Origin of the sequence: Streptomyces sp. NPDC058637 (genome assembly GCF_042717325.1) — a bacterium.
Taxonomy (GTDB): Bacteria; Actinomycetota; Actinomycetes; order Streptomycetales; family Streptomycetaceae; genus Streptomyces.
Genome location: NZ_JBHXRD010000025.1, coordinates 1 through 24,993, shown reverse-complemented (window position 1 = coordinate 24,993; position 24,993 = coordinate 1). Strand labels below are relative to the sequence as shown.

The 24,993-nt window shown below is 70.6% G+C and carries 23 protein-coding genes and 2 pseudogenes; 19 read left to right on the top strand and 6 right to left on the bottom strand.

The window, feature by feature from the left end:
* Positions 1-256 precede the first annotated feature (256 nt).
* A complete protein-coding gene (locus tag ACFWVP_RS24150) occupies positions 257-1,360 on the top strand; it encodes a branched-chain amino acid aminotransferase (protein ID WP_384499607.1) in 1,104 nt (367 codons plus the stop codon).
* A 385-nt stretch (positions 1,361-1,745) separates the two neighbouring features.
* Positions 1,746-3,353: a citramalate synthase gene (gene cimA, locus ACFWVP_RS24145; protein WP_384499606.1), complete on the top strand. Its 1,608-nt coding sequence runs from the start codon at positions 1,746-1,748 to the stop codon at positions 3,351-3,353.
* A 6-nt stretch (positions 3,354-3,359) separates the two neighbouring features.
* Here the strand turns inward: cimA and ACFWVP_RS24140 are convergent, their stop codons facing one another.
* Positions 3,360-5,228 carry a ricin-type beta-trefoil lectin domain protein gene (locus ACFWVP_RS24140; RefSeq protein ID WP_384499605.1) on the bottom strand — a complete coding sequence of 623 codons (1,869 nt, stop codon included), beginning with the start codon at positions 5,226-5,228 and terminating at the stop codon, positions 3,360-3,362.
* 300 nt (positions 5,229-5,528) lie between these two features.
* Here ACFWVP_RS24140 and ACFWVP_RS24135 point away from each other — a divergent pair, with 300 nt between their 5' ends.
* The 4 genes and pseudogenes from ACFWVP_RS24135 to ACFWVP_RS24120 all read left to right on the top strand — a co-directional run bounded on the left by ACFWVP_RS24135 (position 5,529) and on the right by ACFWVP_RS24120 (position 11,474).
* Positions 5,529-6,503, top strand: a complete 975-nt coding sequence (locus ACFWVP_RS24135) for a LacI family DNA-binding transcriptional regulator (protein WP_384499603.1) — start codon at positions 5,529-5,531, stop codon at positions 6,501-6,503.
* A gap of 24 nt (positions 6,504-6,527) precedes the next feature.
* Positions 6,528-6,875: pseudogene (locus ACFWVP_RS24130) on the top strand (family 1 glycosylhydrolase); the annotation flags it as partial.
* A 56-nt stretch (positions 6,876-6,931) separates the two neighbouring features.
* Positions 6,932-10,018, top strand: a complete 3,087-nt coding sequence (locus ACFWVP_RS24125; protein ID WP_384499601.1) for a glycoside hydrolase family 3 N-terminal domain-containing protein — start codon at positions 6,932-6,934, stop codon at positions 10,016-10,018.
* Positions 10,019-10,079: 61 nt separating this feature from the next.
* Complete coding sequence (locus tag ACFWVP_RS24120) at positions 10,080-11,474, top strand: hypothetical protein (RefSeq protein ID WP_384499599.1); 1,395 nt, start codon at positions 10,080-10,082, stop codon at positions 11,472-11,474.
* Positions 11,475-11,594: 120 nt separating this feature from the next.
* Here the strand turns inward: ACFWVP_RS24120 and ACFWVP_RS24115 are convergent, their stop codons facing one another.
* The gene (locus tag ACFWVP_RS24115; RefSeq protein WP_384499597.1) at positions 11,595-12,011 is read right to left on the bottom strand and encodes a Fur family transcriptional regulator; all 417 of its coding nucleotides are present in this window, start codon (positions 12,009-12,011) and stop codon (positions 11,595-11,597) included.
* Between the two features lie 244 nt (positions 12,012-12,255).
* Here ACFWVP_RS24115 and ACFWVP_RS24110 point away from each other — a divergent pair, with 244 nt between their 5' ends.
* The 6 genes from ACFWVP_RS24110 (at position 12,256) to ACFWVP_RS24085 (ending at position 16,938) form a co-directional block, all read left to right on the top strand.
* The gene (locus tag ACFWVP_RS24110) at positions 12,256-13,719 is read left to right on the top strand and encodes a catalase (RefSeq protein WP_384499596.1); all 1,464 of its coding nucleotides are present in this window, start codon (positions 12,256-12,258) and stop codon (positions 13,717-13,719) included.
* A gap of 13 nt (positions 13,720-13,732) precedes the next feature.
* Positions 13,733-14,119: an ankyrin repeat domain-containing protein gene (locus tag ACFWVP_RS24105; protein WP_384499595.1), complete on the top strand. Its 387-nt coding sequence runs from the start codon at positions 13,733-13,735 to the stop codon at positions 14,117-14,119.
* 168 nt (positions 14,120-14,287) lie between these two features.
* Complete coding sequence (gene ppk2, locus ACFWVP_RS24100; RefSeq protein WP_384499594.1) at positions 14,288-15,238, top strand: polyphosphate kinase 2; 951 nt, start codon at positions 14,288-14,290, stop codon at positions 15,236-15,238.
* A 153-nt stretch (positions 15,239-15,391) separates the two neighbouring features.
* Complete coding sequence (locus ACFWVP_RS24095; protein ID WP_384499592.1) at positions 15,392-15,733, top strand: ArsR/SmtB family transcription factor; 342 nt, start codon at positions 15,392-15,394, stop codon at positions 15,731-15,733.
* 35 nt (positions 15,734-15,768) lie between these two features.
* Positions 15,769-16,449 carry an NAD(P)H-dependent oxidoreductase gene (locus ACFWVP_RS24090; RefSeq protein ID WP_384499591.1) on the top strand — a complete coding sequence of 227 codons (681 nt, stop codon included), beginning with the start codon at positions 15,769-15,771 and terminating at the stop codon, positions 16,447-16,449.
* 45 nt (positions 16,450-16,494) lie between these two features.
* Entirely contained in the window at positions 16,495-16,938 is a 444-nt protein-coding gene (locus tag ACFWVP_RS24085) for a hypothetical protein (RefSeq protein WP_384499589.1), read from the top strand.
* A 436-nt stretch (positions 16,939-17,374) separates the two neighbouring features.
* On the opposite strand, the gene ACFWVP_RS24080 is transcribed toward ACFWVP_RS24085, so the two are convergent.
* The gene (locus ACFWVP_RS24080; RefSeq protein ID WP_384499587.1) at positions 17,375-17,614 is read right to left on the bottom strand and encodes a DUF397 domain-containing protein; all 240 of its coding nucleotides are present in this window, start codon (positions 17,612-17,614) and stop codon (positions 17,375-17,377) included.
* Entirely contained in the window at positions 17,611-18,432 is an 822-nt protein-coding gene (locus ACFWVP_RS24075; RefSeq protein ID WP_384499585.1) for a Scr1 family TA system antitoxin-like transcriptional regulator, read from the bottom strand. Before ACFWVP_RS24075 ends, ACFWVP_RS24080 begins: the two co-directional genes overlap by 4 nt.
* Before the next feature lie 112 nt (positions 18,433-18,544).
* Here ACFWVP_RS24075 and ACFWVP_RS24070 point away from each other — a divergent pair, with 112 nt between their 5' ends.
* Genes ACFWVP_RS24070 through ACFWVP_RS24060 form a run of 3 tightly spaced genes read left to right on the top strand, consistent with a single transcriptional unit; the run spans position 18,545 to position 20,682 of the window.
* Complete coding sequence (locus ACFWVP_RS24070) at positions 18,545-18,991, top strand: ATP-binding protein (protein ID WP_384499584.1); 447 nt, start codon at positions 18,545-18,547, stop codon at positions 18,989-18,991.
* 15 nt (positions 18,992-19,006) lie between these two features.
* The gene (locus tag ACFWVP_RS24065) at positions 19,007-20,047 is read left to right on the top strand and encodes an NAD(P)/FAD-dependent oxidoreductase (protein ID WP_384499583.1); all 1,041 of its coding nucleotides are present in this window, start codon (positions 19,007-19,009) and stop codon (positions 20,045-20,047) included.
* On the top strand, positions 20,044-20,682 hold the full coding sequence (locus tag ACFWVP_RS24060; RefSeq protein WP_384499581.1) for an SAM-dependent methyltransferase: 639 nt from the start codon (positions 20,044-20,046) through the stop codon (positions 20,680-20,682). Before ACFWVP_RS24065 ends, ACFWVP_RS24060 begins: the two co-directional genes overlap by 4 nt.
* Before the next feature lie 66 nt (positions 20,683-20,748).
* Here the strand turns inward: ACFWVP_RS24060 and ACFWVP_RS24055 are convergent, their stop codons facing one another.
* Positions 20,749-21,366, bottom strand: coding sequence for a YceI family protein (locus ACFWVP_RS24055; RefSeq protein WP_384499579.1), 618 nt, complete (start codon positions 21,364-21,366; stop codon positions 20,749-20,751).
* Between the two features lie 253 nt (positions 21,367-21,619).
* On the opposite strand from ACFWVP_RS24055, the gene ACFWVP_RS24050 reads away from it, so the two are divergent.
* Entirely contained in the window at positions 21,620-22,144 is a 525-nt protein-coding gene (locus tag ACFWVP_RS24050; RefSeq protein WP_384499578.1) for a hypothetical protein, read from the top strand.
* 92 nt (positions 22,145-22,236) lie between these two features.
* Here the strand turns inward: ACFWVP_RS24050 and ACFWVP_RS24045 are convergent, their stop codons facing one another.
* Entirely contained in the window at positions 22,237-23,448 is a 1,212-nt protein-coding gene (locus tag ACFWVP_RS24045) for a glycoside hydrolase family 64 protein (protein ID WP_384499703.1), read from the bottom strand.
* 292 nt (positions 23,449-23,740) lie between these two features.
* Here ACFWVP_RS24045 and ACFWVP_RS24040 point away from each other — a divergent pair.
* The 3 genes and pseudogenes from ACFWVP_RS24040 to ACFWVP_RS24030 form a co-directional block, all read left to right on the top strand.
* Positions 23,741-24,228 (top strand): annotated as a pseudogene (locus ACFWVP_RS24040) (hypothetical protein); the annotation flags it as partial.
* Positions 24,229-24,230: 2 nt separating this feature from the next.
* Entirely contained in the window at positions 24,231-24,353 is a 123-nt protein-coding gene (locus ACFWVP_RS24035) for a hypothetical protein (protein WP_384499576.1), read from the top strand.
* A gap of 275 nt (positions 24,354-24,628) precedes the next feature.
* Positions 24,629-24,993 (top strand): carboxyl transferase domain-containing protein (locus ACFWVP_RS24030; RefSeq protein WP_384499575.1); only part of this gene is annotated, 365 nt, incomplete at its 3' end.

Genomic DNA, 24,993 nt, shown 5'->3' with positions numbered 1-24,993 from the left:
AGCCGCCGGGTCGCATCCGCACCCGGCGGCTTCACCTTGCGGTCTCCGGGTGCCACCATCGACCCCGGACCGCATTCACGTCACCGCAAACACGTCATTTCGTGCACGGCCGCCCGCGAGAGATAATCGAACGCGGGGCCGCGGCTTGCGGGAGAGCTCGGACGTCCTACAGCCTGTCCGTCATGTCTGACATGTCGCACGGGAGCGGGCGTGAGCGCGGTCCATCACACACAAGACCGGTGAAGGACACGCACTCATGACGACGCCCACGATCGAGCTCAAGCCCTCCTCGAACCCGCTGTCCGACGCGGAGCGCGAGGCGATCCTGGCCAACCCCGGATTCGGCCGCCACTTCACCGATCACATGGTGACGATCAGCTGGACCGAGGGCCGCGGCTGGCACGACGCACAGCTCGTCCCGTACGGACCGCTGTCGATCGACCCCGCCAACATGACCCTGCACTACGCGCAGGAGATCTTCGAGGGTCTCAAGGCCTACCGGCAGAGCGACGGGACGGTCGCCACGTTCCGTCCCGAGGTGAACGCCGCGCGCTTCCAGCGGTCCGCCGCCCGGCTCGCCATGCCCGAGCTCCCGGTCGAGACGTTCATCGAGGCCTGTGACGTCCTCGTCCAGCAGGACAAGGCGTGGGTTCCGGCGCACGGCGGCGAGGAGTCCCTCTACCTGCGCCCGTTCATGATCGCCTCGGAGGTCGGGCTGGGCGTGAAGCCCGCCAACTCCTACCTCTTCCTCGTCATCGCCTCCCCGGCCGGCGCCTACTTCCCCGGTGGCGTGAAGCCGGTCTCGATCTGGCTCTCCCAGGACCGGGTCCGCGCCGTCCCCGGCGGCATGGGCGACGCCAAGACCGGCGGCAACTACGCGGCCTCCCTCCTCGCCCAGGCCGAGGCGGCCGAGAAGGGCTGCGACCAGGTCGCCTACCTCGACGCGGTCGAGCACACGTGGGTCGAGGAACTGGGCGGCATGAACCTCTACTTCGTGTACGAGCAGGAGGGCGGCGGCAAGCGCATCGTCACCCCCTCCCTCACCGGCTCGCTGCTCGCCGGCGTCACCCGTGACTCCCTGCTCACCGTCGCGCGCGACCTCGGCTACACCGCCGAGGAGTCCCGCGTCTCCATCGGCCAGTGGCGGGACGACACCGCGAACGGCAGCCTCACCGAGGTCTTCGCCTGCGGCACCGCCGCCGTCATCACGCCCGTCGGCACGGTGAAGTCCGCGGACGGCGAGTGGACCCAGGGCGACGGCACCCCCGGCGAGGTCACCCTCAAGCTGCGCGAGCGCCTCCTGGACATCCAGCGAGGCATCGCCCAGGACCCCCACAACTGGATGCACCCCCTCGGCTAGCCCTCGGTGTGGTCGTCGTGCGGCAGCGGACCGGCAAATCGGGCAGAAAACCCGAATGCCGGTCCTCTGCCTTCCGACGACCCCCGGCACACCCTGGCGACCGGATGGTGAGACGGGGCGGAAGGTGGGGCGGGGCTGTGCCAGACTGCCTACGTGTCCTCGTTCGCCATGATTATCGGCAGCAGGCGCGCCGGTCCGCAGTGACCGTCCGTACCACCACGTACGGCACGGCCATCGTGCCCCAGACCCGCGCGCAGACCTCTCGCACCCGCGAGGGGTTTTTTCGTTTTCCGGCCCCCACCACGGCCGGGGCGAGGCACGCGAGATGATGGGGGCAAGTGGAGCCGATTCGTCCGGATCCGCTCACCGACAGGAGTCAGACAGCATGACCACCAAGGCCACGGCCCCCGACGACAGCTTCCATGTCTTCGACACCACCCTGCGCGACGGTGCGCAGCGTGAAGGCATCAACCTGACGGTCGCGGACAAGCTGACCATCGCCCGTCATCTGGACGACTTCGGTGTGGGCTTCATCGAGGGCGGCTGGCCGGGTGCCAACCCCCGCGACACCGAGTTCTTCGCCCGCGCGCAGCAGGAGATCAGGTTCCGGCACGCCCAGCTCGTCGCGTTCGGCGCCACTCGCAGAGCGGGCGGCAAGGCCGCCGAGGATCCGCAGGTGCAGGCGCTCCTCGCGTCGGGCGCCCCGGTGATTACCCTGGTGGCCAAGTCCCACGACCGCCATGTGGAACTGGCCCTGCGCACCACCCTGGAGGAGAACCTGGAGATGGTGCGCGACACCGTCTCCCATCTCCGTGAGCAGGGCCGCCGGGTCTTCGTCGACTGCGAGCACTTCTTCGACGGCTACCGCGCCGACGCGGAGTACGCCAAGGCCGTCGTACGCGCGGCCTCCGAGGCCGGTGCCGAGGTGGTCATCCTCTGCGACACCAACGGCGGCATGCTTCCCGCCCAGGTCCAGGCCGTCGTCTCCACCGTCCTGGCCGACACCGGCGCCCGGCTCGGCATCCACGCCCAGGACGACACCGGCTGCGCGGTCGCCAACACCCTGGCCGCCGTGGACGCGGGCGCCACCCATGTGCAGTGCACCGCCAACGGCTACGGCGAGCGGGTCGGCAACGCCAACCTCTTCCCCGTCGTCGCCGCGCTGGAGCTCAAGTACGGCAAGACCGTCCTGCCCGAGGGCGCGCTCGCCGACATGACCCGCATCTCGCACGCCATCGCCGAGGTCGTCAACCTCACGCCCTCCACCCACCAGCCCTACGTCGGCGTCTCCGCCTTCGCCCACAAGGCCGGACTGCACGCCTCCGCGATCAAGGTCGACCCGGACCTGTACCAGCACATCGACCCTGAGCTCGTCGGTAACACCATGCGGATGCTCGTCTCCGACATGGCGGGCCGCGCCTCCATCGAGCTCAAGGGCAAGGAGCTCGGGATCGACCTGGGCGACGACCGGGAGCTCGTCGGCCGCGTCGTCGCGCGGGTCAAGGAGCGCGAACTCAAGGGCTACACCTACGAGGCGGCCGACGCCTCGTTCGAACTGCTGCTGCGTGCGGAGGTCGAAGGCAGGCCCCGCCGCTACTTCCGCATCGAGTCCTGGCGGGCCATCGTCGAGGACCGCCCCGACGGCACCCACGCCAACGAGGCGACCGTGAAGCTCTGGGCGAAGGGCGAGCGGATCGTCGCCACGGCCGAGGGCAACGGCCCGGTCAACGCCCTCGACCGGGCGCTGCGCGTCGGCCTGGAGCGGATCTACCCGCAGCTGGCCAAGCTGGAGCTGGTCGACTACAAGGTCCGCATCCTCGAAGGCCGCACCGGCACCGAATCCACCACCCGGGTACTGATCACCACGGGTGACGGATCCGGTGACTGGGCGACGGTCGGCGTGGCCGAGAACGTCATCGCCGCGTCCTGGCAGGCCCTGGAGGACGCGTACACCTACGGCCTGCTGCGGGCCGGCATCGAGCCCACCGACTGACGGGCCCTACTGGAGCCGCCACTTCTGGTTGGCGGCTCCGGTGCAGGTCCAGATCTGGGCGCGGGTCCCGTTCGCCGAGGACTGGCCGGTCACGTCGAGGCACTTGTCCGCGGCCGTGTTGACCACGTCCCCGGTCGAGGAGCTGTACGTCCAGCGCTGCGCCCCCGACCCGTTGCAGGTGTACAGCTGGACCTTCGCTCCGTCGGCCGTCGCCCCCGAGGCGACGTCCAGGCAGGCGCCCAGGACCTTGATGGAACCGTCGCCCGAGACCGTCCAGCGCTGGTTGCCCGCGCCCGTGCAGTCCCAGAGCTGGACGGGCGTGCCGTCCACGCCGGTGTTGCCGGTGGCGTCCAGGCACTTGCCGCCGAGACCGGTGAGGGCACCCGAGCTTCCGGACGGGCCGGACTGGGTGCCCGACCAGGTGAACGTCGCCGAGGTACGTCCCGGCAGCGAGTAGGTGAACTTCTGCCCGCCCCAGTCGACCGTGACCTGCTGCGCCGACGTCGAACCGTTGTACGCGATCAGGGCCTTGGAGCCGTCCGGGTTGCGCCAGGCCACGTTCGGCACGGTGGAGCTCGCGGTGGAGGCGATACGGGCCGCGCCCGGCCGGACGTACTTCGTCAGGTGGCCCATCGTGTAGTACTCGACCGTGTAGTCGACCTGGCCGTGCCTGCTGTCCCCGTTGTGCACGGTGACCAGGCCGTCGCAGGTGCCGCAACCGCCGTTGTGCGGGCCGCGGTTCTGGTCCACGGCCAGGGACCACTTGGTCACCGACTTCGCCCAGTTGCGGGTGTAGTCGATGATGTTCAGCATGTCCTCGCGCTGCTGGTCGGCTATCCAGGTGCCGCCCGAGTGCTCGGTCTGGAAGGCGTCCAGCTGCGGGTACCGGTCGTGCACGGCGGTCTGTTTCGCGATGTCGCCGCCGTAGCCGTGCCAGGCGATCCCGCCGAAGTTGGGGTGGCTGCGCACCGCGGCGTCGTCGACCGTCGCGGCGGCGTACGCGTCGTAGGTGTCCCAGTTCCAGTCGTGGGCCAGCACCTTGGTGGGGAGGCCGGCGGCCTGGAGTTTCGGCAGCAGCTCGCTCTTGGTGAAGTACGCGAGCCCCGGGCCGTTCCAGCTCATCGACGGGTAGCCCGAGCAGCACGTCGGCTCGTTCTGGGCGGTGACGTAGTCGACGGTGACGCCCTGGTCCCGGTAGGCCTGGAGGTACTTCACGAAGTAGTCGGCGTACGCGCCGTAGTTCTCGGCCTTCAGCCAGCCTCCGTTCAGCTGCCCGTTGTCCTTCATCCAGGCCGGCGCGGTCCACGGTGAGGCGACCGTCGTGAGGGCGGGGTTGAGCTGCTCGGCCTGCTTGGTGAGCGGCAGGACGTCCTGGAGATCATGTGCGATCGAGAAGTTGGCGAGGCCCGGGTCCGTCTGCCCGGCCGGCATGTCGTCGTACGTGTAGCCGAACCGCGCGAGGTCGGAACCGCCCATCGGATTGCGTACGAACGAGAGCCCGATGCCCTCCGTGGGGGAGAACAGCTTCCTCATCGTGTCGTCGCGGGTCGCCTGGCTGAGCGCGCCGCTCCCCTTCATCAGCCAGGCCGCCGTGTCCGTGAAGGAGGCGCCGCCGCCCGTGAAGGTCTGGTAGCGGGTGTTCTCGTCGACCGTGATGTTCGTGCCGGGGCCGCCGTTCCCGGCACCGAAGGCGATGGGCGTCTGCGCCTGGAGGCCGCGGGTCACATGACGGCCGCCGGAGTCGTCCGTGGTGGTCAGCACGATGTTCACGGTCTCGCCGGCCGCCTGCGCGGTACCGGAGGAGAGCCCGGCCAGGCCCGCGGTCGCGAGCGCCGTCGCGACGAGGACTCGCGCCGTTCTGCTGGTTCGGATCATGGCTGCTGCCTTTCTCGGCAGGGGAGTGGGGGGAAGTGCCGTCGAACGAGCCGTGAGTGAACTGTTATTACGTGCTCGCGTCAAGAGGGTGTCGGTTCAGAAGATGAACGCATCACTCACCGGAGCTGCCGGGAGTATCGGTACGGACCAATGTCGGTGTGAAGTGTTGACGGTCCTGATCCGGCGGGGTTAACTCCAGCCGCAACGCCGGTACCGGTACCGGTACCGGTTGCGGAACCGATGCCGAAGCCGAGCTCACCCGCTTGCCCCGCCCTGTCCCGCCTTGTCCCTGGAGGCCCGTTGCGAGTCACCATCGCCGATGTCGCCCGCGAGGCCGGCGTCAGCAAGACGACCGTGTCGAGGGTCGTCAACCTCAAGGGCGAAGTGGACGGTTCCACGGCCGCCCGCGTTCGTGAAGTGATCGCACACCTCGGCTACGTACCCAGCTCGGGTGCCGTAGGACTGGCCCGCGGCAGCAGCCGCACGGTCGGGATGCTGGTGCCCTCGCTCACCTGGCCGTGGATGGGCGAGGTACTCCAGGGAGTCGTGGACACCGTCGAGGCCGCCGACTACGGGCTGCTGCTCTTCACCTGCAACCGGGGTGCCGAGTCCGTGGAGCGCTTCACCAGCCAGGTGTCGGCGCGCGCCTTCGACGGACTCGTCGTGGTCGAACCGGAGAACACCCTCGACCACCTCACCGCGCTGCACCGGTCGGGCCTGCCGATCGTGCTCATCGACGACCGCGGCCACCACCCCGAATTCCCCTCCGTCGTGACCACCAACTACGAGGGAGGCGCGTCGGCCGCCCGTCATCTGCGGGCCTCGGGACGCACCGGACCCCTGGTCCTCACCGGCCCCGAACACTTCGGCTGCGTACGCGACCGGCTCGCGGGCTTCCGCTCGGTCCTGCCCACCGACCTGGTCGTGAAGGGGGACTTCACCGAACGCGGCGGCCGGCTCGTCGTGGAGGAACTCCTGGCGGCCGGAGCGGAGTTCGACTCGGTCTTCGCCCACAACGACATCAGCGCGGCGGGTGTCCTGCGGGCCCTGCGCGGCGCGGGCCGCCGGGTCCCCGAGGACATCGCGGTGGTCGGCTTCGACGACATCCCGATGGCCGAGCACACCGAACCCCCGCTGACCACCGTGCGCCAGCCCACGCGTCGGATGGGCGAGACCGCGGCCCGCCTCCTGCTCTCCCGCCTCAGCGGCACCGCCGTAGCCAACGAGCCGGTCGTGCTGCCCACCGAACTGGTCGTGCGCGACTCGGCGCCCTGACGGGAGGGGCCCGACGGAGCCGCGCCGACGGGGCCCGACGACCTGCTGCCGCGGCTCCGGCGCGACCACGCGCCGCCGACCGTCACCACCGAGAGCGGAGCGGCCTTCGACGACAGCGTCGCGACCGACGGCTCCGTCCCCGACACCGACCCACCGCCCATCTCGCCGGCCACATCGCGGCCGTGTCCGAAGCCCGCTCACAGGGCGCCGACGTCCGGGGCCGCTTCGCCCGGTCGTCGATGGACAACTTCGAGTGGGCCCTACGGCTACGACCAGCGGTTCGGGATCGGCCGGGTCGACCACGACGCCCAGCGGCGGACGCTCAAGGACAGCGCCAAGTGGTACCGCGACACGATCCAGCCCACCCACAACGTTCACGACCGACCCCACCCGTGCCCACCCGTCACCAGAGCAGAGACGAGCCGCACATGCCACGCACACCGCACCACCGCGCACGTCACAGGGCGAGACCGGCCACAGCCGCGCTCGCCGCCGTCACCGTCCTGGCCGGACTGCTCGCCGGAGCCGTCCCCAGCGCCGCGGCCGAGGGCGACGAGCCCGCACCGGTCCTCGTCGACCGCTTCGAGGGCGAGGTCCCGCTCGGCAACCCGCCCGCCGACGCCCTCTTCACCTGGGGCGGCGACGCCGACGACCACCCCGCCCTGGAACTGAAGGAGCGCGCCGACGCCCCCGAGGGCACCAAGGTCCTCCAGGGCACCTACGACATCAGCGCCTGGGGCGGACTCAGCCACGAGTTCGCCGTCGACCAGCCCCCGAAGAACTGGACCGCCCACCAGGGGATCCGCTTCTGGTGGTACGGGCAGAACACCGCCCCGCTGCCGCCCGGTTCGGGCAAGCGCGTCAACTTCGAGATCAAGGACGGAGGAGCCAACGGCGGCGCGTCCGAGCTCTGGACCACCTCCTTCACCGACGACTGGGAGGGCTGGCACCAGGTCGAGATCCCGTTCGCCGACTTCGTCTACCGGGCCGACTACCAGCCCGTCGGCGGCATCGACCAGATCCTCGGCCTCGACGAGATGTGGGGCTACGCCCTGACGCTCCCGACCGGCGCCCCCGGCGCCTTCGCCATGGACGCCGTCGAGCTGTACGGGAAGGCCGACCCGGCCCTGAAGTCGAGCGTCGTCGTCGACTCGGCCGTGCACCCGGTCAAGGAGGGCGGCACCGCGGACGTCAAGATCTCCGTCGCCACCACCGGATCGGTTCCCGTCGAGGAACCGGTCACCGTCGCGTACACCACCGAGGGCGGCAGCGCCGAGTCCGGCAAGGACTACACCCCGGTCACCGGCACCCACACCTTCCCCGCGGGCACCGCCTCCGGCACCACGCACACGGTGTCCGTGGCCACGGCCGCGGACAGGGGCGCCGAGTCGGCCGAGACGATCCCGGTCACCCTCACCGTCACCGGCGCCAAGCCGCCCAAGGAGAACCCGCAGGTCGTCATCGACGCCCACGGGCTCCCGTACCAGAACGCGAAGCTTCCGGTGAAGAAGCGCGTCGCGGACCTGCTGTCCCGGATGTCGCCCGCCGAGAAGGCCGGCCAGATGACCCAGGCCGAGCGCAACGCACTGCGGTCCCAGGGCGACATCGCCACGTACGACCTCGGCTCGCTGCTCTCCGGCGGCGGTTCCGTACCCACGCCGAACACGGCCGCGGCCTGGGCGAAGATGGTCGACGCCTACCAGCTGCGCGCCCAGGCGACCCGCTTCCAGATCCCGCTGATCTACGGCGTGGACGCGGTGCACGGCCACAACAACGTGATCGGCTCGACGATCATGCCGCACAACATCGGCATCGGCGCGGGCCGCGACCCGAAGCTCGCCGAGAAGACCGGGGCCGTCACCGCGAGCGAGGTGCGCGCCACCGGAATCCCCTGGGACTTCGCCCCCTGCGTGTGCGTGACCCGCGACGAGCGCTGGGGCCGTTCCTACGAGGCGTACGGCGAGGACCCGGCCCTGGTGGAAGCCATGGAGACGGTCATCACCGGCATGCAGGGCAGCCCCTCCGGCAAGGACCTGGACCGCAACGACAAGGTACTGGCCAGCGCCAAGCACTTCGTCGGTGACGGCGGCACGGAGTTCGGCTCGTCCACCACCGGCTCGTACACCATCGACCAGGGCGTCACGAAGGTCACCCGCGAGGAGCTCGAAGCGGTCCACCTCGCGCCGTTCGCCGAGTCCGTGAGGCGCGGCGTCGGCACGGTCATGCCGTCGTACTCCTCGCTCGACATCATCGGCGACGACGCCGGACCGCTGAAGATGCACGCCCACGACGAGATGATCAACGGCGTGCTGAAGGACCGGATGGGCTTCGAGGGCTTCGTCATCAGCGACTGGCAGGCCATCGACCAGATCCCCGGCGACTACGCCAGTGACGTACGGACGTCCGTCAACGCCGGACTCGACATGATCATGGTCCCGACGGCGTACCAGGACTTCACGAAGACCCTCCAGGCCGAGGTGACCGCCGGCCGGATCGGCCAGGCCCGCATCGACGACGCGGTGTCCCGGATCCTCACCCAGAAGTTCCGCCTCGGCCTCTTCGAGAAGCCGTACGCCGACGCCTCCAACCTGGACGAGGTCGGCTCGGCCGCCCACCGCGCGGTCGCCCGCGAGGCCGCGGCCAAGTCGCAGGTCCTCCTGAAGAACGACGGCGCGGTCCTCCCGCTCAAGCCGTCCCAGAAGGTGTACGTCGCAGGATCCAACGCCGACGACCTCGGCAACCAGGCCGGCGGCTGGACGGTCAGCTGGCAGGGCGCCTCCGGGAGGACCACCACGGGTACGACGATCCTGGAGGGCATCAGGAAGAACACCGCCTCCGCCACCTTCTCCAAGGACGCCTCCGCCGACACGGACGGCCACGACGTCGGTGTCGTGGTCGTCGGCGAGACCCCTTACGCCGAAGGCATCGGAGACGTCGGCAACGGCCACGACCTGGAGCTCACGGCCGCCGACAAGGCAGCCGTCGACAACGTCTGCGCGGCGATGAAGTGCGCCGTCCTGATCGTCTCCGGACGCCCGCAGCTCATCGGCGACGTGCTCGGTGACATCGACGCCCTGGTGGCCTCCTGGCTGCCGGGCACCGAGGGCGACGGCGTGGCCGACGTGCTCTACGGGAAGAGGGCCTTCACCGGACAGCTCCCGGTGACCTGGCCGAAGTCCGAGGCGCAGCTGCCGATCAACGTCGGCGACGCGGCGTACGACCCGCAGTTCCCGTACGGCTGGGGACTGACCACCCTGAAGAAGGCACCCGGAGGCGGCGAGCTCACCCTCACCGCCCTCGCCGCCGCCGCGAAGCTCGCGGAGAAGGCGGGCCTCGGAAAGACGGCGGCGGGCAAGGCGATCGTGGACCAGGCCCGGCTGCTGGTCCAGCACAAGGCCGGGAGCACGCCGGCCGCGGCGGTGTCCAAGCCGTTCGCCGAGGCCGACCACCTGCTGCTCACCGGTGACCTCACCGGAGCGGTGGCGAAGCTGCGCACGGCGTACCGCGCCGCGTAATCGACTGGAGCGACCCCGGGTGGGCGGCGCGTCCGTCGCCCATCCGGGTTACCTTCGGAGTATGCGGAAGAGGCTGTTCGCACCCTTGTGGGCCTGCCTGCTGCTGATCCTGACGGCGGCCGTGCTGGCGATGTCACCGGCTGCTCCGGCCGCCGCTCCCGCCACGGTCGACCGAGTGGGCCAGGCCCTGCGCGAGGACCCGGTGTACGTGGATCCGGCGGCGACCGACCGGCTCTCGGCGGCCCAGGAGGACGCCCTGGAGCAGAAGATCATCGACGCCGACAGACCCGTGTTCGTCGCCGTGCTCCCGGCGACCTCCGAATTCCCCGAGGAGAACCTCCTCCAGAACATCCGCACCGACACCGGCATAACCGGCGTCTACGCCGTACGCCTCGGCGACGGATTCGACGCCGGTGCCGACCCGCAGGTGATGTCGGTCCGCGCGGTCGACAACCTCACCACGGCCGTCCAGGCACCCGGCGCGGACACGGACGCCGCGACCCAGCTCAACGCCTTCGTGGACCGTGCCGTCGAACAGGCCCGGGGCAGCGCCCCCGCCTCCTGGTCGGGCGACGGCGGCGCCGACGACGGCGCGGGTGGAACGGCGGCGACCGGCCTGATCACGCTCGGCGCGGTGGCCGTGGCCGGCGGCGCGGGGGCGTACGCGATCGTCCGCCGCAACCGGAAGCGCACGGAGGAGGAGGAGCGGGCCTCCCTCGAAAAGCTCCGGGTCGTCGTGGACGAGGACATCACCGCGTACGGCGAAACCCTGGACCGGCTCGACTTCCACCCCGGCGAACCGGGCGCCGACGACGAGATGCGCGCGGACTACGAGCAGGCGCTCGATTCGTACGAGGACGCCAAATCCCGGATGGGCGGTGCCCGGCACCCCTCCGACGTACGCGGAGTCACCAAGGCCCTGGAGGACGGCCGTTTCTCCCTCGCCGTCCTGGAGGCCCGGCGCAAGGGCCGCGGACTCCCGGCCCGGCGCCCGCCCTGCTTCTTCGACCCGCGCCACGGCCCGTCCGTCGCCGACGCCCTGTGGACCCCGTCCGGCGGCGCGGCCCGCGAGGTCCCCGTCTGCGGGGCCGACGAGGTGCGGCTGCGCGAGGGCGAGGAACCGATGGGCCGGACCGTCGACGTCGGCGACGGCCGACGCCGCCCGTACTGGGAGGCGGGCCCGGCCTACGGCCCCTGGGCCGGCGGCTACTTCGGCGGCGGCCTGCTGCCCGGCCTGCTCGTCGGCACGATGCTCGGCTCGATGCTCTCGACCCCGGCGTACGCGGCGGAGTACGGCGGCGGTGACTTCGGCGGGGGCGGCGGGGAGTGGAGCGGCGGCGACTTCTCCGGCTCCGACTTCGACTCGTCCGGCTTCGGCGACGGAGGCGGAGGCGGTGGCTTCGGCGACGGCGGCGGTTTCGGCGGGGGCGGCGGATTCGACGGCGGAGGATTCTGACCGGAACCCACCGGTCCCACCACCGGGCTCACCGGCCCCCCCGGTCCGGCGCGTGGCGCCTCGGACCCGGGGCCCGACGCGGGGCCCCCGGACCCACCGGCCCGGCGCGGGGACCCTCGGCTAGGCCGGGACGCAGGCGGCGCAGGTGCCGCGGTAGGTCACTTCCACGTCGGAGACCGTGAAGCCGAAGCGCTCGGCGTCCGGCAGGTCCGCGAGGAGGTCGCCCACCGGATGCACGTCGCGGATCGTTCCGCAGCGTCCGCAGACCAGGTGCTGGTGCGGGCGGTGCGCGTTCGGGTCGTACCGCTTGGCGCGGCGGTCGGTCGAGACCTCCAGCACCTCACCGAGGCTCACCAGCTCACCCAGCGCGTTGTAGACGGTCGCCCGGGAGATCTCCGGGAGCTTCGCCACGGCACGCGCGTGCACCTCGTCGGCGGTCAGGTGGACGTGCTCGCCGTCGAGGACTTCCGCCACCACACGCCGCTGTGCGGTCATGCGCCAGCCGCGTGCGCGCAGTCGTTCCAGGAGGTCGCTCATACGGAGCAGCCTAGCAGTGGCCGGTATTAATTCCCGAACAGGTACGGCTTTGGATGCTCGCTTGACTTAGACGATGTCCATCGTAGGATTGGGCGCGGCGGACGCCGAGGGGGCGGGACACCAGCAGGGCGGACGACCCGCGGATCGGGGTCGGTCGCGCGGTGTCCGGACGGCGTCGGTCGTGCGGCCGGCGAGGCATCCAGGTCCCGACGCACGCGACGAACAACTCACCGAGGAGCGAGCCTTGCCCGAGAACAACCAGAAGCCGTTGACCACGGTCGCCGGCGCACCGGTTCCCGACAACCAGAACTCCCTGACCGCCGGTCCGCGGGGCCCCATGCTCCTGCAGGACGTGTGGTTCCTGGAGAAGCTCGCGCACTTCGACCGTGAGGTCATCCCGGAGCGCCGGATGCACGCCAAGGGCTCGGGCGCGTTCGGGACCCTGACGGTGACCCACGACATCTCCCGGTACACCAGCGCCAAGATCTTCTCCGAGGTCGGCAAGAAGACCGAGATGTTCGCGCGCTTCTCCACGGTCGCGGGCGAGCGGGGTGCCGCCGACGCGGAGCGTGACATCCGCGGCTTCGCGCTGAAGTTCTACACGGACGAGGGCAACTGGGACCTCGTGGGCAACAACACCCCGGTGTTCTTCTTCCGCGATCCGCTGAAGTTCCCCGACCTCAACCACGCCGTGAAGCGGGACCCGCGCACCAACCTGCGCAACCCCGAGAACAACTGGGACTTCTGGACCAACCTCCCCGAGGCGCTCCACCAGGTCACCATCGTGATGTCGGACCGCGGCATCCCCGCGTCCTACCGGCACATGCACGGCTTCGGTTCGCACACCTACAGCCTGATCAACGCCGAGGGCGAGCGGTTCTGGGTGAAGTTCCACCACCGCACCCAGCAGGGCATCAAGAACCTCACGGACGCCGAGGCCGAGGCCCTGGTCGGCAAGGACCGCGAGTCCCACCAGCGCGACCTCTTCGACGCGATCGAGGACGGCGACTTCCCGAAGTGGAAGCTGTTCATCCAGGTCATGCCGGAGGCCGACGCCGACAACTACCGCTACCACCCCTTCGACCTCACCAAGGTCTGGTCGAAGAAGGACTACCCGCTGATCGAGGTCGGCGAGTGGGAGCTGAACCGCAACCCGGACAACTACTTCGCCGACGTGGAGCAGGTCGCCTTCACCCCGGCCAACGTGGTCCCGGGCATCAGCTACTCGCCCGACCGCATGCTGCAGGGCCGGCTGTTCTCCTACGGTGACGCCCAGCGCTACCGCCTGGGTGTCAACCACCACCAGATCCCGGTCAACGCGCCGAAGAACCCGGTGAACTCCTACCACCGCGACGGCGCCATGCGCATCGACGGCAACCAGGGCGCCACGCCCGGCATCGAGCCGAACTCGTACGGCCGCTGGCAGGAGCAGCCCGCCTACCGTGACCCGGCGCAGGCCGTGGGTGCCATCGCCGACCGGTTCAACTTCCGCGAGGACGACGACAACTACTTCGAGCAGCCCCGCATCCTGTTCCGGAACATGAGCCCGGCGCAGCAGCAGGTGCTCTTCGAGAACACCGCGCGGGCGATCGACGGCGCGTCGCAGGCGACCGTCGAGCGGCACATAGCCAACTGCACCCAGGCCGACCCGGCGTACGGCGAAGGTGTCCGCAAGGCGATCGAGGCGCTGGCCGCCGGCACGCTCTGAGAGGGAGGCACCGATGGACGACGCCGGACTGACCCCCGACCAGACCGGGCGGGTCGTGGAGATCGCCATGGAGCTGGCCCGGGAAGGCCGTACGGAGCAGCTGGCGGAGTTCGTCGACCACGGGCTCCCGGTCGACTCGGCCGACCCCGACGCGAACACGCTGCTCATGCTCGCCGCCTACCACGGGCACGCGGGGACGGTCAGCGCGCTGCTCGCCCGGGGCGCGGATCCGGACCTGCGCAACGTGCGTGACCAGGCACCCCTGGCGGGCGCGCTGTTCAAGGGCGAGGACGAGGTCGTGGCCGTGCTGCGCGCGGCCGGTGCCGACCTCGACGCGGGAACGCCGAGCGCACGGGCCGCCGCGGCCATGTTCGGCCGGGAGCACCTGCTGACCGGCTGAGCAGCCCGGGAGGCGACGACTTCGGCGGGCTGCCGCGGGCCGCGGCCCAGGCCCTGCGTGGCCTGCGGCACCGCCCGCCGTAGAGGAAGGGGCCGGATCCTGTCCAGGGGGCCGGCCCTTTTCGCCTGCCCGGTGGCATCTGCACCGTACGGGTGACAAAGTGGCCGGGTGGACCGTGACGATGTGGGCAAACAGCTGCTGGACGGACTGACCGTCGACACCAGCAGGCCGGAACGGCCGGTGCTGCTCGACGAGCACGGCATGCCCATCAAGACCTGGCGGGAGAACTACCCGTACGACCGCAAGGTCCGCCGCCAGGAGTACGAGCGGGCCAAGCGCGTCCTGCAGATCGAGATGCTGAAGCTGCAGCGCTGGACCAGGGAAACCGGGGCGCGCGTCGTCGTGGTGTGCGAGGGCCGGGACGCGGCCGGCAAGGGCGGCACCATCCAGCGCTTCACCGAGCGCCTCAACCCCCGTGGCGCGCGCATCGTGGCCCTGGACAAACCCACGGACCGCGAGCGCGGCCAGTGGTACTTCCAGCGTTACGTGGCCCATCTCCCGGCCCGTGGCGAGATCGTCTTCTTCGACCGCTCCTGGTACAACCGGGCCGGTGTCGAGCGTGTCATGGGCTTCTGCACGCCACCCGAGTACGAGCTCTTCCTCCGGCAGTGCCCGGCCTTCGAGGAGATGCTGGTGGACGACGGCATCGTCCTGGTGAAGTTCTGGTTCTCCGTCTCCCGGGCCGAGCAGCGCACGCGCTTCGCCATCCGCCAGGTCGACCCGGTGCGCCAGTGGAAGCTCTCTCCCACGGACGTCGACTCCCTGGACCGCTGGGACGACTACACCACGGCGAAGATCGACATGTTCCGGGCCACCGACACCGGTCACGCCCCGTGGACCGTCGTGAAGAGCAACGACAAGCGCCGAGCCCGCCTCGAAGCCATGCGCAGCCTCCTCGCGCGCATCGACTACGAGCCGAAGGACTCCGGGGCGGTCGGCACACCGGACCCCCTGGTCGTGGGGCCCGCCGCCACCCTGCTGGAGCCGGGGGAGGAGGACACCTCGCTGTCCCCCACCCCCCTGGCCCGGCACACCGAGGGGCCGGGCGCACACCCGTAGGAAGCCCGCGGTCACGACCCCGAAGGCTGCGCGATGGCCGGCCGCCGCCGCGGGGTTGCCCGGGCCGCTGGGAACCTACAGACCGAGAAACAGGCGTTATGCCCGTTTTTCGCGTCCCCTCGATCCCACCCACCGCCGGGATAGTGTGGGTGGGTGAGTGAGGGCGACGGGGAGGTGTGTGTGGAGGCGGGAGAGCTGATCGAGGTGTTCAAGGCCCTCGGGAATCCGGCTCGGTTGCAGATCATGCAGTGGCTGAAGGATCCCGACGCGCACTTCGGCGCGTACGAGCCCATCGCGGACCGCCGGACGGTCGGCGTGTGCGTCACGCACATCCAGGCGAAGTCGGGACTCGCGCAGTCCACCGTCTCCAGCTACATGAGCACGCTCGAACGGGCGGGGCTGGTACGGCTCACCCGGGTGGGCAAGTGGACCCACTACCGGCGCGACGAGGAGCGGCTGGCTCAGGTCGCGCGGGCGATGGACACCACTATCTGATTGACGAATCGCGATACGTCGATATGATTTTGTTCATGTCGACCTCTGCCGCCGTGCCCACCGCCCTGATCGTCCACGCTCATCCCGAGGCCCAGTCGTTCAGCACCGCCCAGATGGCCACCGCCGCCCAGGCCCTGCGCGATGCCGGATACCGGGTCGATGTCCTCGACCTCTACGCCGACGCATGGGCCCCCGTCCTCGGCCGCGAGGAGTTCGCGCCGGTCGAGGGCCACTTCAAGCCGCAGGCCGAGCAGCAGCGCGCCGTCGAGGAAGGGACGCTCGACGCCGCCGTCAAAAACCACCTCGACCGGCTGCTCGCCGCTGATCTGCTCGTGCTGTCGTTCCCGCTGTGGTGGTTCTCGCTGCCCGCCGTCCTCAAGGGGTGGGTGGACCGGGTCTTCGTGATGGGCGCGGTCTTCGGCGGGGACTACGGATTCCTCGAAGACGGGGCGCTCGCCGGGAAGAGGGCGATGCTGCTGCTCACGACCGGCGGGGCCGCCGAGCGGTTCCGGCCCGGTGGCGCCTACGGCTCGATGGACGACTTCCTGTTCCACATCCACCGCGGCATGCTGGAGTTCGTCGGATACCGGGTCCTCGACCCCGTCATCACCTACGGCCCGGCGCGTATGACCGACGAGGAGAGGGCGGGAGCCCTCGGCGCGGTCGGGGAGGCCGTCGCGCGCGTCGCGGCGGGGCGGGAGCCCGCCGTTCGCTGACCCGGGCGACGGGCCGGCCGGGGGGAGAGCCGGAGGGGAGGCGGAGTGGTGGGGGCGGTCGAGCGACTGTGGGCGGGCGGGGAGTTCCCGTACCGCGACGGGCTGTACCGGTCGGACGACACCGGCCTGGAGCTGTACGTGGACGGCCCCGGCGCCTACCACCCGGACGCGGGGCAGCCCATTCCCTTCCGCCTCGGAGGGCCGCTCGACGTCGCCGCGGCCGTCGAGGAGTACGGCTCCACCGAGGTGAACCCGTACTTCGAGAGCCCGCTGCCGGACGGATCGGGCTGGATGTCCGGCGGCGGCAGCGGGATGGGCAACGTCGGCTACCTGGCCCGCCTCGACGCCGACCGCACCGTGCGGTGGGTCGCCTCGATGTGGTCGTCCAACCCGTTCACGGGCGTGCGGTACGAGGGAACGGTCGCGGTCTTCACCAACGACTGGCGGAATCAGCTGACCCTGGACCTCGCCGAACCGGCCCTCGCCTGACCGCACTCCGCGACGACGTGCCGTGAACGGTGTCGGCCGACCGTACGGGGCACCCCACGAGGTCCACGGCGGACAGCACGGCGCGCCGGGCCGCCTCGCTGCCGGCGGGCGGGAACGCCACCCGGTGCTGATGCCCGTAGGCCGACTCGTACGCGCCGCGGTCCGACGTGGGGCCGAGCGCCTCGCGCAGGATCCGCAGGCGCCGGGCGTACGGCCGGGCTCTCTCGCCCAGCCGGACGTACACGTGGTCCGGCTGGACAGCGGGGTCGAGAACCAGGGGTCGAGCTCCGGCTCGTCCCGCGACCGGATCACCACGGGCCAGGACGCGGGGCCCTTCGGTCAGCCGGCACACGTACGCCGAGCTCTCGGTGGCCGTCGATCACCACGGCGGGAGGGCGTACCCCTTCGGCGATCCGGGCCGGTCACGCGCGTACCTTCAGACGGCGGAGACGACGAACGCCGCCCAGGCGGCCGGGGGCACGGTGAGGACCGGCCCATCGGTGACCTTGGAGTCACGGATGTGCACGGCGGCGGGGTGGGCGGAGACCTCGACGCACGCGCCGCCCTGGTCGCTGCTGTGGCTGGACTTGCGCCAGTCGTAGGCGACTTCGAGGCAGTTGCCGCCCTGGTCGCTGCTGTAGCTGGACTTGAACCACGTGAGTGCTGCGCGAGTCATGACTCTCCAAGCAGGTCATCCAGTAGGCGCGCGCTCTTCTCGACAGAAAGCGCCTGCGAACGCAGCATCCCATATTTCTGCTGGAGCACACTGACGTCGTCCGGGTCGTCGTGCAGCACACTGGTCAATTGCCCCTCGACGTAGGCGAGGTGGTCGTGATCGGGCGTCTCCAGCAGCACCATGGGTCCGGCGAGACCTGCGTGCTTGGACAGTCGCATCGGCATGATCTGGAGTCCGAGGAAGGGAAGCTCCATGCACTGCCGCAGGTGCTGGATCTGCTCCCGCCGCATCGCGGGGTCCCCGATCACGCCACGCAGGATGCACTCCTCCAGGACGAAGTGCAGCATCGGTCGCGGCCTGCGTTCGAGGAGTCGCTGCCGTTCGAGCCGGGCGGCGACCCACTCTTCTCGCTGGTCCTCTTCCAGTGGCGGATAGAGACAGGAGAAGACGAACCGGGCGTAGCCCTCCGTCTGAAGCTGCCCCGGCACCACCTGGTTCTCGTACGACAGCAGCGTCACCGCCTCCTGTTCGTACTCCACGAAGTCCTGCACGAACGCCGGGAAGCGTTCCTTCTGCGGCACCTTCGCCACCGCGACGCTCAACACCCCTTTGGTGTCCAGCAGTTCGTCCAGCTGGGCCGCGAAGTCCGCCTGGAGTGGCCGACGGCCCTGTTCGATGGAGGCGATCGTGTCCTCGCCCACGCAGAACCGGTCGGCCAGTGCCGCCTGCGTCAGCCCGGCCGCCTTGCGGAACGTGGCGAGCTGCGCGCCGATCACGTGCCAGGACGTGACGCGCTTGTTCCTCTTTGCCGAGTGCATGCTGTGCCTCTCCCCGTGCGCGAGCCCCGCCGGACCCGTCGGCGCCCGTACAAACACGGTGTACGACCTGACGCGCTGAGTAACCCTAGTGACGTTCTGTAACAGTCGTCCCGTGAATGAATCAACTCAACTCAGTTACTTCCGCGAGGCGTTCTACCGCCGTGAGCGCAGGTCGATCCCGCTCGTACGGCAGTTCGTGCGCGAGGCGCTGCTCGACTGGTCGTGCGGGGTGCCCGTCGACGACGTGCTGCTCTGCGTGAGCGAGCTCGCCACCAACGCGCTCGTGCACGGCGTCCCGCCCGGTCGTGGATTCCGCGTCCAGCTCTTCCGGGAGCGCACCCTGCGGATCGAGGTGCACGACAGCGGGGGCGGTGAGGTTCGGGCGGGGGCGGGCGCCGAGCCGTACGCGGAGTACGGGCGCGGGCTGACGCTCGTCGTGGCGCTGGCCGACGGCTGGGGCGTGGAGGAGCGGAACCCGGGCAAGACCGTCTGGTGCGAGTTTGCCGCTTCAGCAAGCAAGTTTGTCGAAACGCTGCCGTGCGCGCACCATCTCCCGTAGATGGAGGTGTTTCGCATGAGCGACAAGAACCAGCGGTACGACGTGGTGGTTGTGGGCGGCGGGGCCGCCGGTCTGAGCGGGGCCCTGGCGCTGTCCAGGGCGCGGCGGTCCGTGCTCGTGATTGACGCGGGCAGCCCGCGCAACGCGCCCGCGGGCCACGTGCACAACTACCTGGGCCGCGAGGGCACCCCGCCGGCGGAGCTGCTCGCCATCGGCCGGGAGGAGGCGACCGGGTACGGGGCCGAGATCGTCGAGGGCGAGGTCGTGTCGGCCGAGAAGGTGTCCGACGGCTTCCGCGTCGTGCGGGAGGACGGGAGCACCGTCCACGCCCGCCGGCTGCTCGTCACCACCGGAATCGTCGACGAGTTGCCTGCCGTGGAGGGCCTGGCCGAGCGCTGGGGCAAGGAGGTGCTGCACTGCCCGTACTGCCACGGCTGGGAGGTGCGGGACCGGGCCGTCGGCATACTGGCGGTCGGCCCCATGGCCCTGCACCACGCCCTGCTCTGGCGGCAGTGGTCCGACGACGTGGTGCTGTTCCGCCACGACCAGCCCGACTTCACCGACGAGGAGTACGAGCAGCTCGCCGCCCGGGGCGTATCCGTCGTGGACGGTGAGGTGGCCGCGCTGGAGGTGGCGGACGACCGGGTCACCGGTGTGCGGCTGGCCGGAGGCACGCTGATTCCACGGGCGGCGCTCGTGGTCCAGCCGCGATTCACCGCACGCTCGGCGGTCCTGGAGAGTCTCGGCCTGCGGCCCACCGAGCTGGAGATCGGCGGTCACGTCGTCGGTACGTACATCGCGGCCGACCCCTCAGGGGCGACCGAGGTGCCGGGCGTCTGGGTGGCCGGTAACGTCGCCAACCTCATGGAGCAGGTCGTCGGAGCGGCGGCCGCCGGGCTGAAGGCGGCCTCGATGATCAACATGGACCTCGTCACCGACGACACCCGCCGCGCGGTCGACGCCCGGCGCGCACCCTTCTCGGCCGAGGCCGAGCGTCAGGTCACCGAGCGCGTGCTCGGAGACCGCCGTCACGGACTTCAGGAGACATCACGATGACCACCGACAGCACCCGCAGCGACGCGGAGATGTGGGACGACCGGTACCGCGAGAGCGACCGGATCTGGAGCGGGAACCCCAACACGATGCTGGTCCGCGAGGTGGAGGGCCTGAAGCCGGGGCGCGCTCTGGACCTCGGCTGCGGGGAGGGGGCCGACGCGGTCTGGCTCGCCCGGCGGGGCTGGACGGTCACCGCCACCGACATCTCGCGGGTCGCCCTGGACCGGGCGGCCGTCCACGCGGCCGACGCGGAGGTGGCCGACCGGATCGACTGGCAGTGGCACGACCTCGGGGCCACCTTCCCCACGGGGGAGTACGACCTGGTCTCCGCCCAGTTCCTGCACTCCATGGGGGACCTGCCGCGGGAGGAGATCCTGCGCAGGGCCGCCGCCGCCGTCGCACCCGGTGGGGTCCTCCTGGTCGTCGGGCACGCCGGGTTCCCGTCCTGGGAGCACGACCACCCGGATGTGGAGCTGCCCACGACGGACGAGGTCCTCGCGTCCCTGGAACTTCCCGAGGGGGAGTGGGAGGTGCTGCTCAGCGAGGAGCACGAGCGGATCCAGAACGACCCCGACGGCAACCCGACCACCCGTACCGACAACGCGCTGAAGATCCGCCGCACGTCAGGACGGTGACGACGAGCGCCCGCCCCGCTCTGGACCGGAGTGAGGGCGGGCGCGCACGGTTCGGGCGTCGCGGGGTCAGGCCTGGGGGGCGGCCTTGATCGCGGAGATGTCGAAGTTCAGCTTCACCTTGTCGCTGACCATGACGCCGCCGGTCTCCAGCGCCGCGTTCCAGGTCAGGCCCCAGTCGGAGCGCAGGATGTCGGTGCTGCCCTCGAAGCCCACGCGCTCGTTGCCGTAGACGTCGGTGGCGGAGCCGTTGAACTCCAGGTCGATGGAGAGCGGGCGGGTGACGTCCTTGATGGTGAGGTCGCCGGTGACACGGTAGGTGTCGCCGCCGAGCTGCTCGGCCCGCGTGGAGCGGAACGTCATGAGGGGAAACGTCTCGGCGTCGAAGAAGTCGCCGCTGACCAGGTGGCCGTCGCGGTCGGCGATGCCGGTGTCGACGCTGGCGATCCTGACGTCGATCGACGCGGAGGAGTTGGCCGGGTCGGCGCCGTCCAGCTTCAGCGTGCCCTCGTGCTCACCGAAGGAGCCGCGGACGTTGGTGACCATGGCGTGGCGCACCGTGAAGCCGATGCTGCTGTGGGCCGGGTCGATGGTGTACTCGCCGGTCAGCGCGGCCAGCGCCGGGTCCACCGTGAGGGTGGCGGTGGTGGACGGGGCGACGGTGTTCCTGCGGTTGAACAGAGCCATGGCTCCTCCTCGGGGGACGTGTGAAACGAGTGGCCGTCGAAGTTCTTGTTTAACCTTCAACGAGATTCACAGTAGACCCATCTTGTTCAAAGTTCAACATCTAGGTTCCGAGGTCGCGCACGAGTCGGAACGTTCGCCGAACGGTCACGGGACGCCCTCTGGCGGACGCGCGTAGAACCCGGCAGGATCTCCCTGCTCGACCCGCACGGCGCGGCACGTTCCCCGAATTGTCATGAGCAGGAGGAATCCCCCCATGCTGACCCGTCCGAGACTCCGCTCCGCCCTGACCGCCCTCGCCCTCGTCCTCGGTGTGCTCTTCGCGCCGGGCGTCGGCGTCCTCGGCGGCGGCGCGACCGAGGCCCACGCAGTCACCAAGCTCACCCACTCCCAGGCCACCTCCCGCTTCACCTCGTCCGGGATCACCTGGTCGTCGTCCGGCGGCTGCTCCAACCGGAACGTCGCCACCTGCACGTCCTTCGACCAGCTCAACCTGACCAGCGCCCAGGGCGCCCAGACGCTGAAGAGCGCCACGGGCTGCGCGCTCAACATCACCGGCGGCACCGAGACCGGGCACGCCGGTGGCACGTACTCGCACTGGAACGGCTACAAGCTCGACTACGGCAAGAGCACCTGCCTGACGAACTACGTGAAGGGCGTGTTCACCTACATCGGTGTGCGCGGTGACGGCGCACCCCAGTACCGGTCGGGCTCCGGCAACGTCTACGCCGACGAGGGCAACCACTGGGACGTGACGTACTACAACTGCGGCGGCTGCTGACCCCGGCGTCCCGCGTACAGCGGCGTTCCCGCGTACAGCGGTGCCCCCGTCCGGCGGGACGGGGGCACCCCTGTGCGCGGAGGTGGCGGGGGTCAGGACCCGACGCTCACCGTGAAACGCCGCGGGTTGCCGTCGTGTGCGGCCCCGGAGACGTCCGGCTGGCCGTCCGGACGCACGTCGTCGTACGGGAACGCGTACCCGATCGGCGAGTTGGCGTGGACGACGCGCGACCAGTGGTTGGTCACCGCGCCCCGGTAGTAGTCCGCCACCGTGGTGCCGTTGGGCTGCTGCGGGTGGCTGAGCATGATCGACCGGTTGAAGCCCGCCGCGATCCTGGCCAGCAGTGCCTTCTTGTCGTCCGAGTCGCCCGGGTTGTTCGTGAACGGCCCGTGGTTGCAGGTGAAGATGTCCTTCGAGGTCGGCTTCACGAAGGTGTGCCCGCCCTGGAAGGTCAGCGTGTCACCGCTGACCCGGCCCGCGAGCGTGCCCCGGCCGCCCTGGAGGTCGATCCGCAGGTCGGTGGAGCGGTACTTCGCCCAGACCTCGTCGATCTGCGCCGTGAACAGATCCCGGAACGGCATCTCGTCCGGCCGGTCGAAGAACGGCGCCATCAGATTCTGCGGCGAGACCACCCGCAGGACCTTCCCGTCCGGGCCGCGGGTCACCAGCTCGTCCCAGGGCTGCCCGTCCGAGGCGGCCTGCGCCGTGAGGTCGTCGGCGATGCGCTGCACCGCGCCGTCCGGCAGCGGCGCCACGGTGTGCGTGCCGTCGCCCTCCAGGGTCAGGCCGATGGGCAGCGCGGTCACCAGGTCGACGTAGCTGATGTTCGCGTAGATCTGCTGTGGGTTGAAGGTGAACTCGCAGAACGACCAGGTCCGCCCGTAGTTCGGGTCGGTCGGCGTCGCGAAGGCCGGCTCGACCAGTGACGGACCCGGGTTCAGGTAGAAGTCCAGCTTGTCGTCGCGTACGAAGTAGACCCGCGCGCCGTACATCTGCGGCAGCGTCAGCACGACCGGGCCCGCGCCGGCGGGCTTCAGCGGGATGGCGCAGTCCACCGGCAGCGGGGTCTGCGGGGCACCCGGCGAGTCCGGGCGGTAGACCCCGCCGTCGGGCCGTAGCAGCACCCAGCGGTCGGTGCCCTGCTCGTGACCGGTGACGTACGCGTGCACCGTGCCGGGCAACGACCTGTTCTCCAGGGCCAGTTCGCACGTGGCGGGCGCTGCCGAGGCGCGCGGGCTCAAGGCGCTGCCCCAGAGCGGATAGGTGAGCGCGGTCGCGGAGGCGGCGGCGCCCGTCAGGAACATTCTGCGCGAAATCACGAAGGGACTCCCGAGGTGTGGGGGGCCGCAGACGGGTCATGGGGGTGGGGTGGGGAGGAGATGCGGTGGGGGGCGTCTGCGGTGCGCACCACTCTCACCACGCCCGCCGCGAGCGTCAAGACTTAGGACTGAGAGCGCTCTCAAGAGAGCGGGTTTCTTCACAACTCGACGCCGTGACAGCCGAGATGGCCACCCTCGGTCGCTCACCGTGCGCTCGTGGTGAACAGGAACCGAACGCGGCGCCCGGTCCGGACCGACCGGACCCGGCGTGGACGCCGGCAGCGCCGGCCCGGTCACCGCCGTCACGCTCAACGGCACCGCGCACCCCGTCCGGCTCACGGACGCGCCCCGGACGACCGCCACCACCGCCCGCTGCTCCCGGCCTTCGACGACCTGTCGTACGTCGGGCTCGACGCCTCGCTGTCCGCGTCCGGGCGCGCCACCACGTTCGAGGTGACCGCGGGCCGCTACACCGAGGCCTTCCGTGTGCCCACCATCGGCGTACCCGGCCACGACCTCGTCTCCGTCGGACCGACCGAGCCGGGCGCCGCCACCGCCTTCGCCCCGCTCGACCCGGACTCCACGAAGACCGGGCCACCGGCGGCGGCGACGCCCGCCTCCGGCACCAGGCCCGCAAGGCCGGCGACGGCGGTGTCCGGGTCGGGGGACCGCGGCGAGGGCGTGCCGGAGCCGGAGAGCGGGGAGGACCTGCCCTGGGCGAAGGCCGTGGTCACGCCCGACACCAGCGGCTACGAGGCCGTCGACCGGTGCTGACGGCGGCGGACCCCGCCTGGCGGCTCCGGGCCGACGTCAGCGGCGCGACGTACGTCGAGCCGGTGGTCGCCGACGGCGGCGACCGGGGCAGCGCCCGCGTCAGCTGCGGCGGCTGACAGGACGGGGAGTGCACCATGACCCGGTGCCGTCCCTCTGCCATTCTGGTGTGCGGACGTACCCCTCCCCGGTGCTTCCACGGCGTGGCGCGCGGACCGCCGCGTGCCGAACAGCACAGAACGGCTTTGTCGGAGCCCGACAAAGGAACCGCCCCATGAGCTGGCAGATGGGTTGCATCGCCCCCGGCTTCTGTCAGGTGCCACCAGGAAACGGGGCAGGAGACTGTTCGGAGTCGACGGCAGGGTTTCCGTGGTCGGCTTCGTAGGGTCGATGCATGACCGTTGTGGACGAAATCCCGGGCGAGCCGAGTGACACGCGTGGCCGGGTGGCCGAACTGCTGGCGCTGCGCGAGCAGGCACGGCGCGGACCGAGCGACCGGGCGACCGAGGCGCAGCATGCCAAGGGCAAGCTGACCGCCCGGGAGCGCATCGATCTCCTCCTCGACCCCGGTTCGTTCAAGGAGGTCGAGCAGCTGCGCCGCCACCGGGCGACCGGGTTCGGCCTGGAGGAGAAGAGGCCGTACACGGACGGTGTGATCACCGGTTGGGGGACGGTCGAGGGCCGCACGGTCTTCGTCTACGCGCACGACTTCCGGATCTTCGGCGGGGCGCTGGGCGAGGCCCATGCCACGAAGATCCA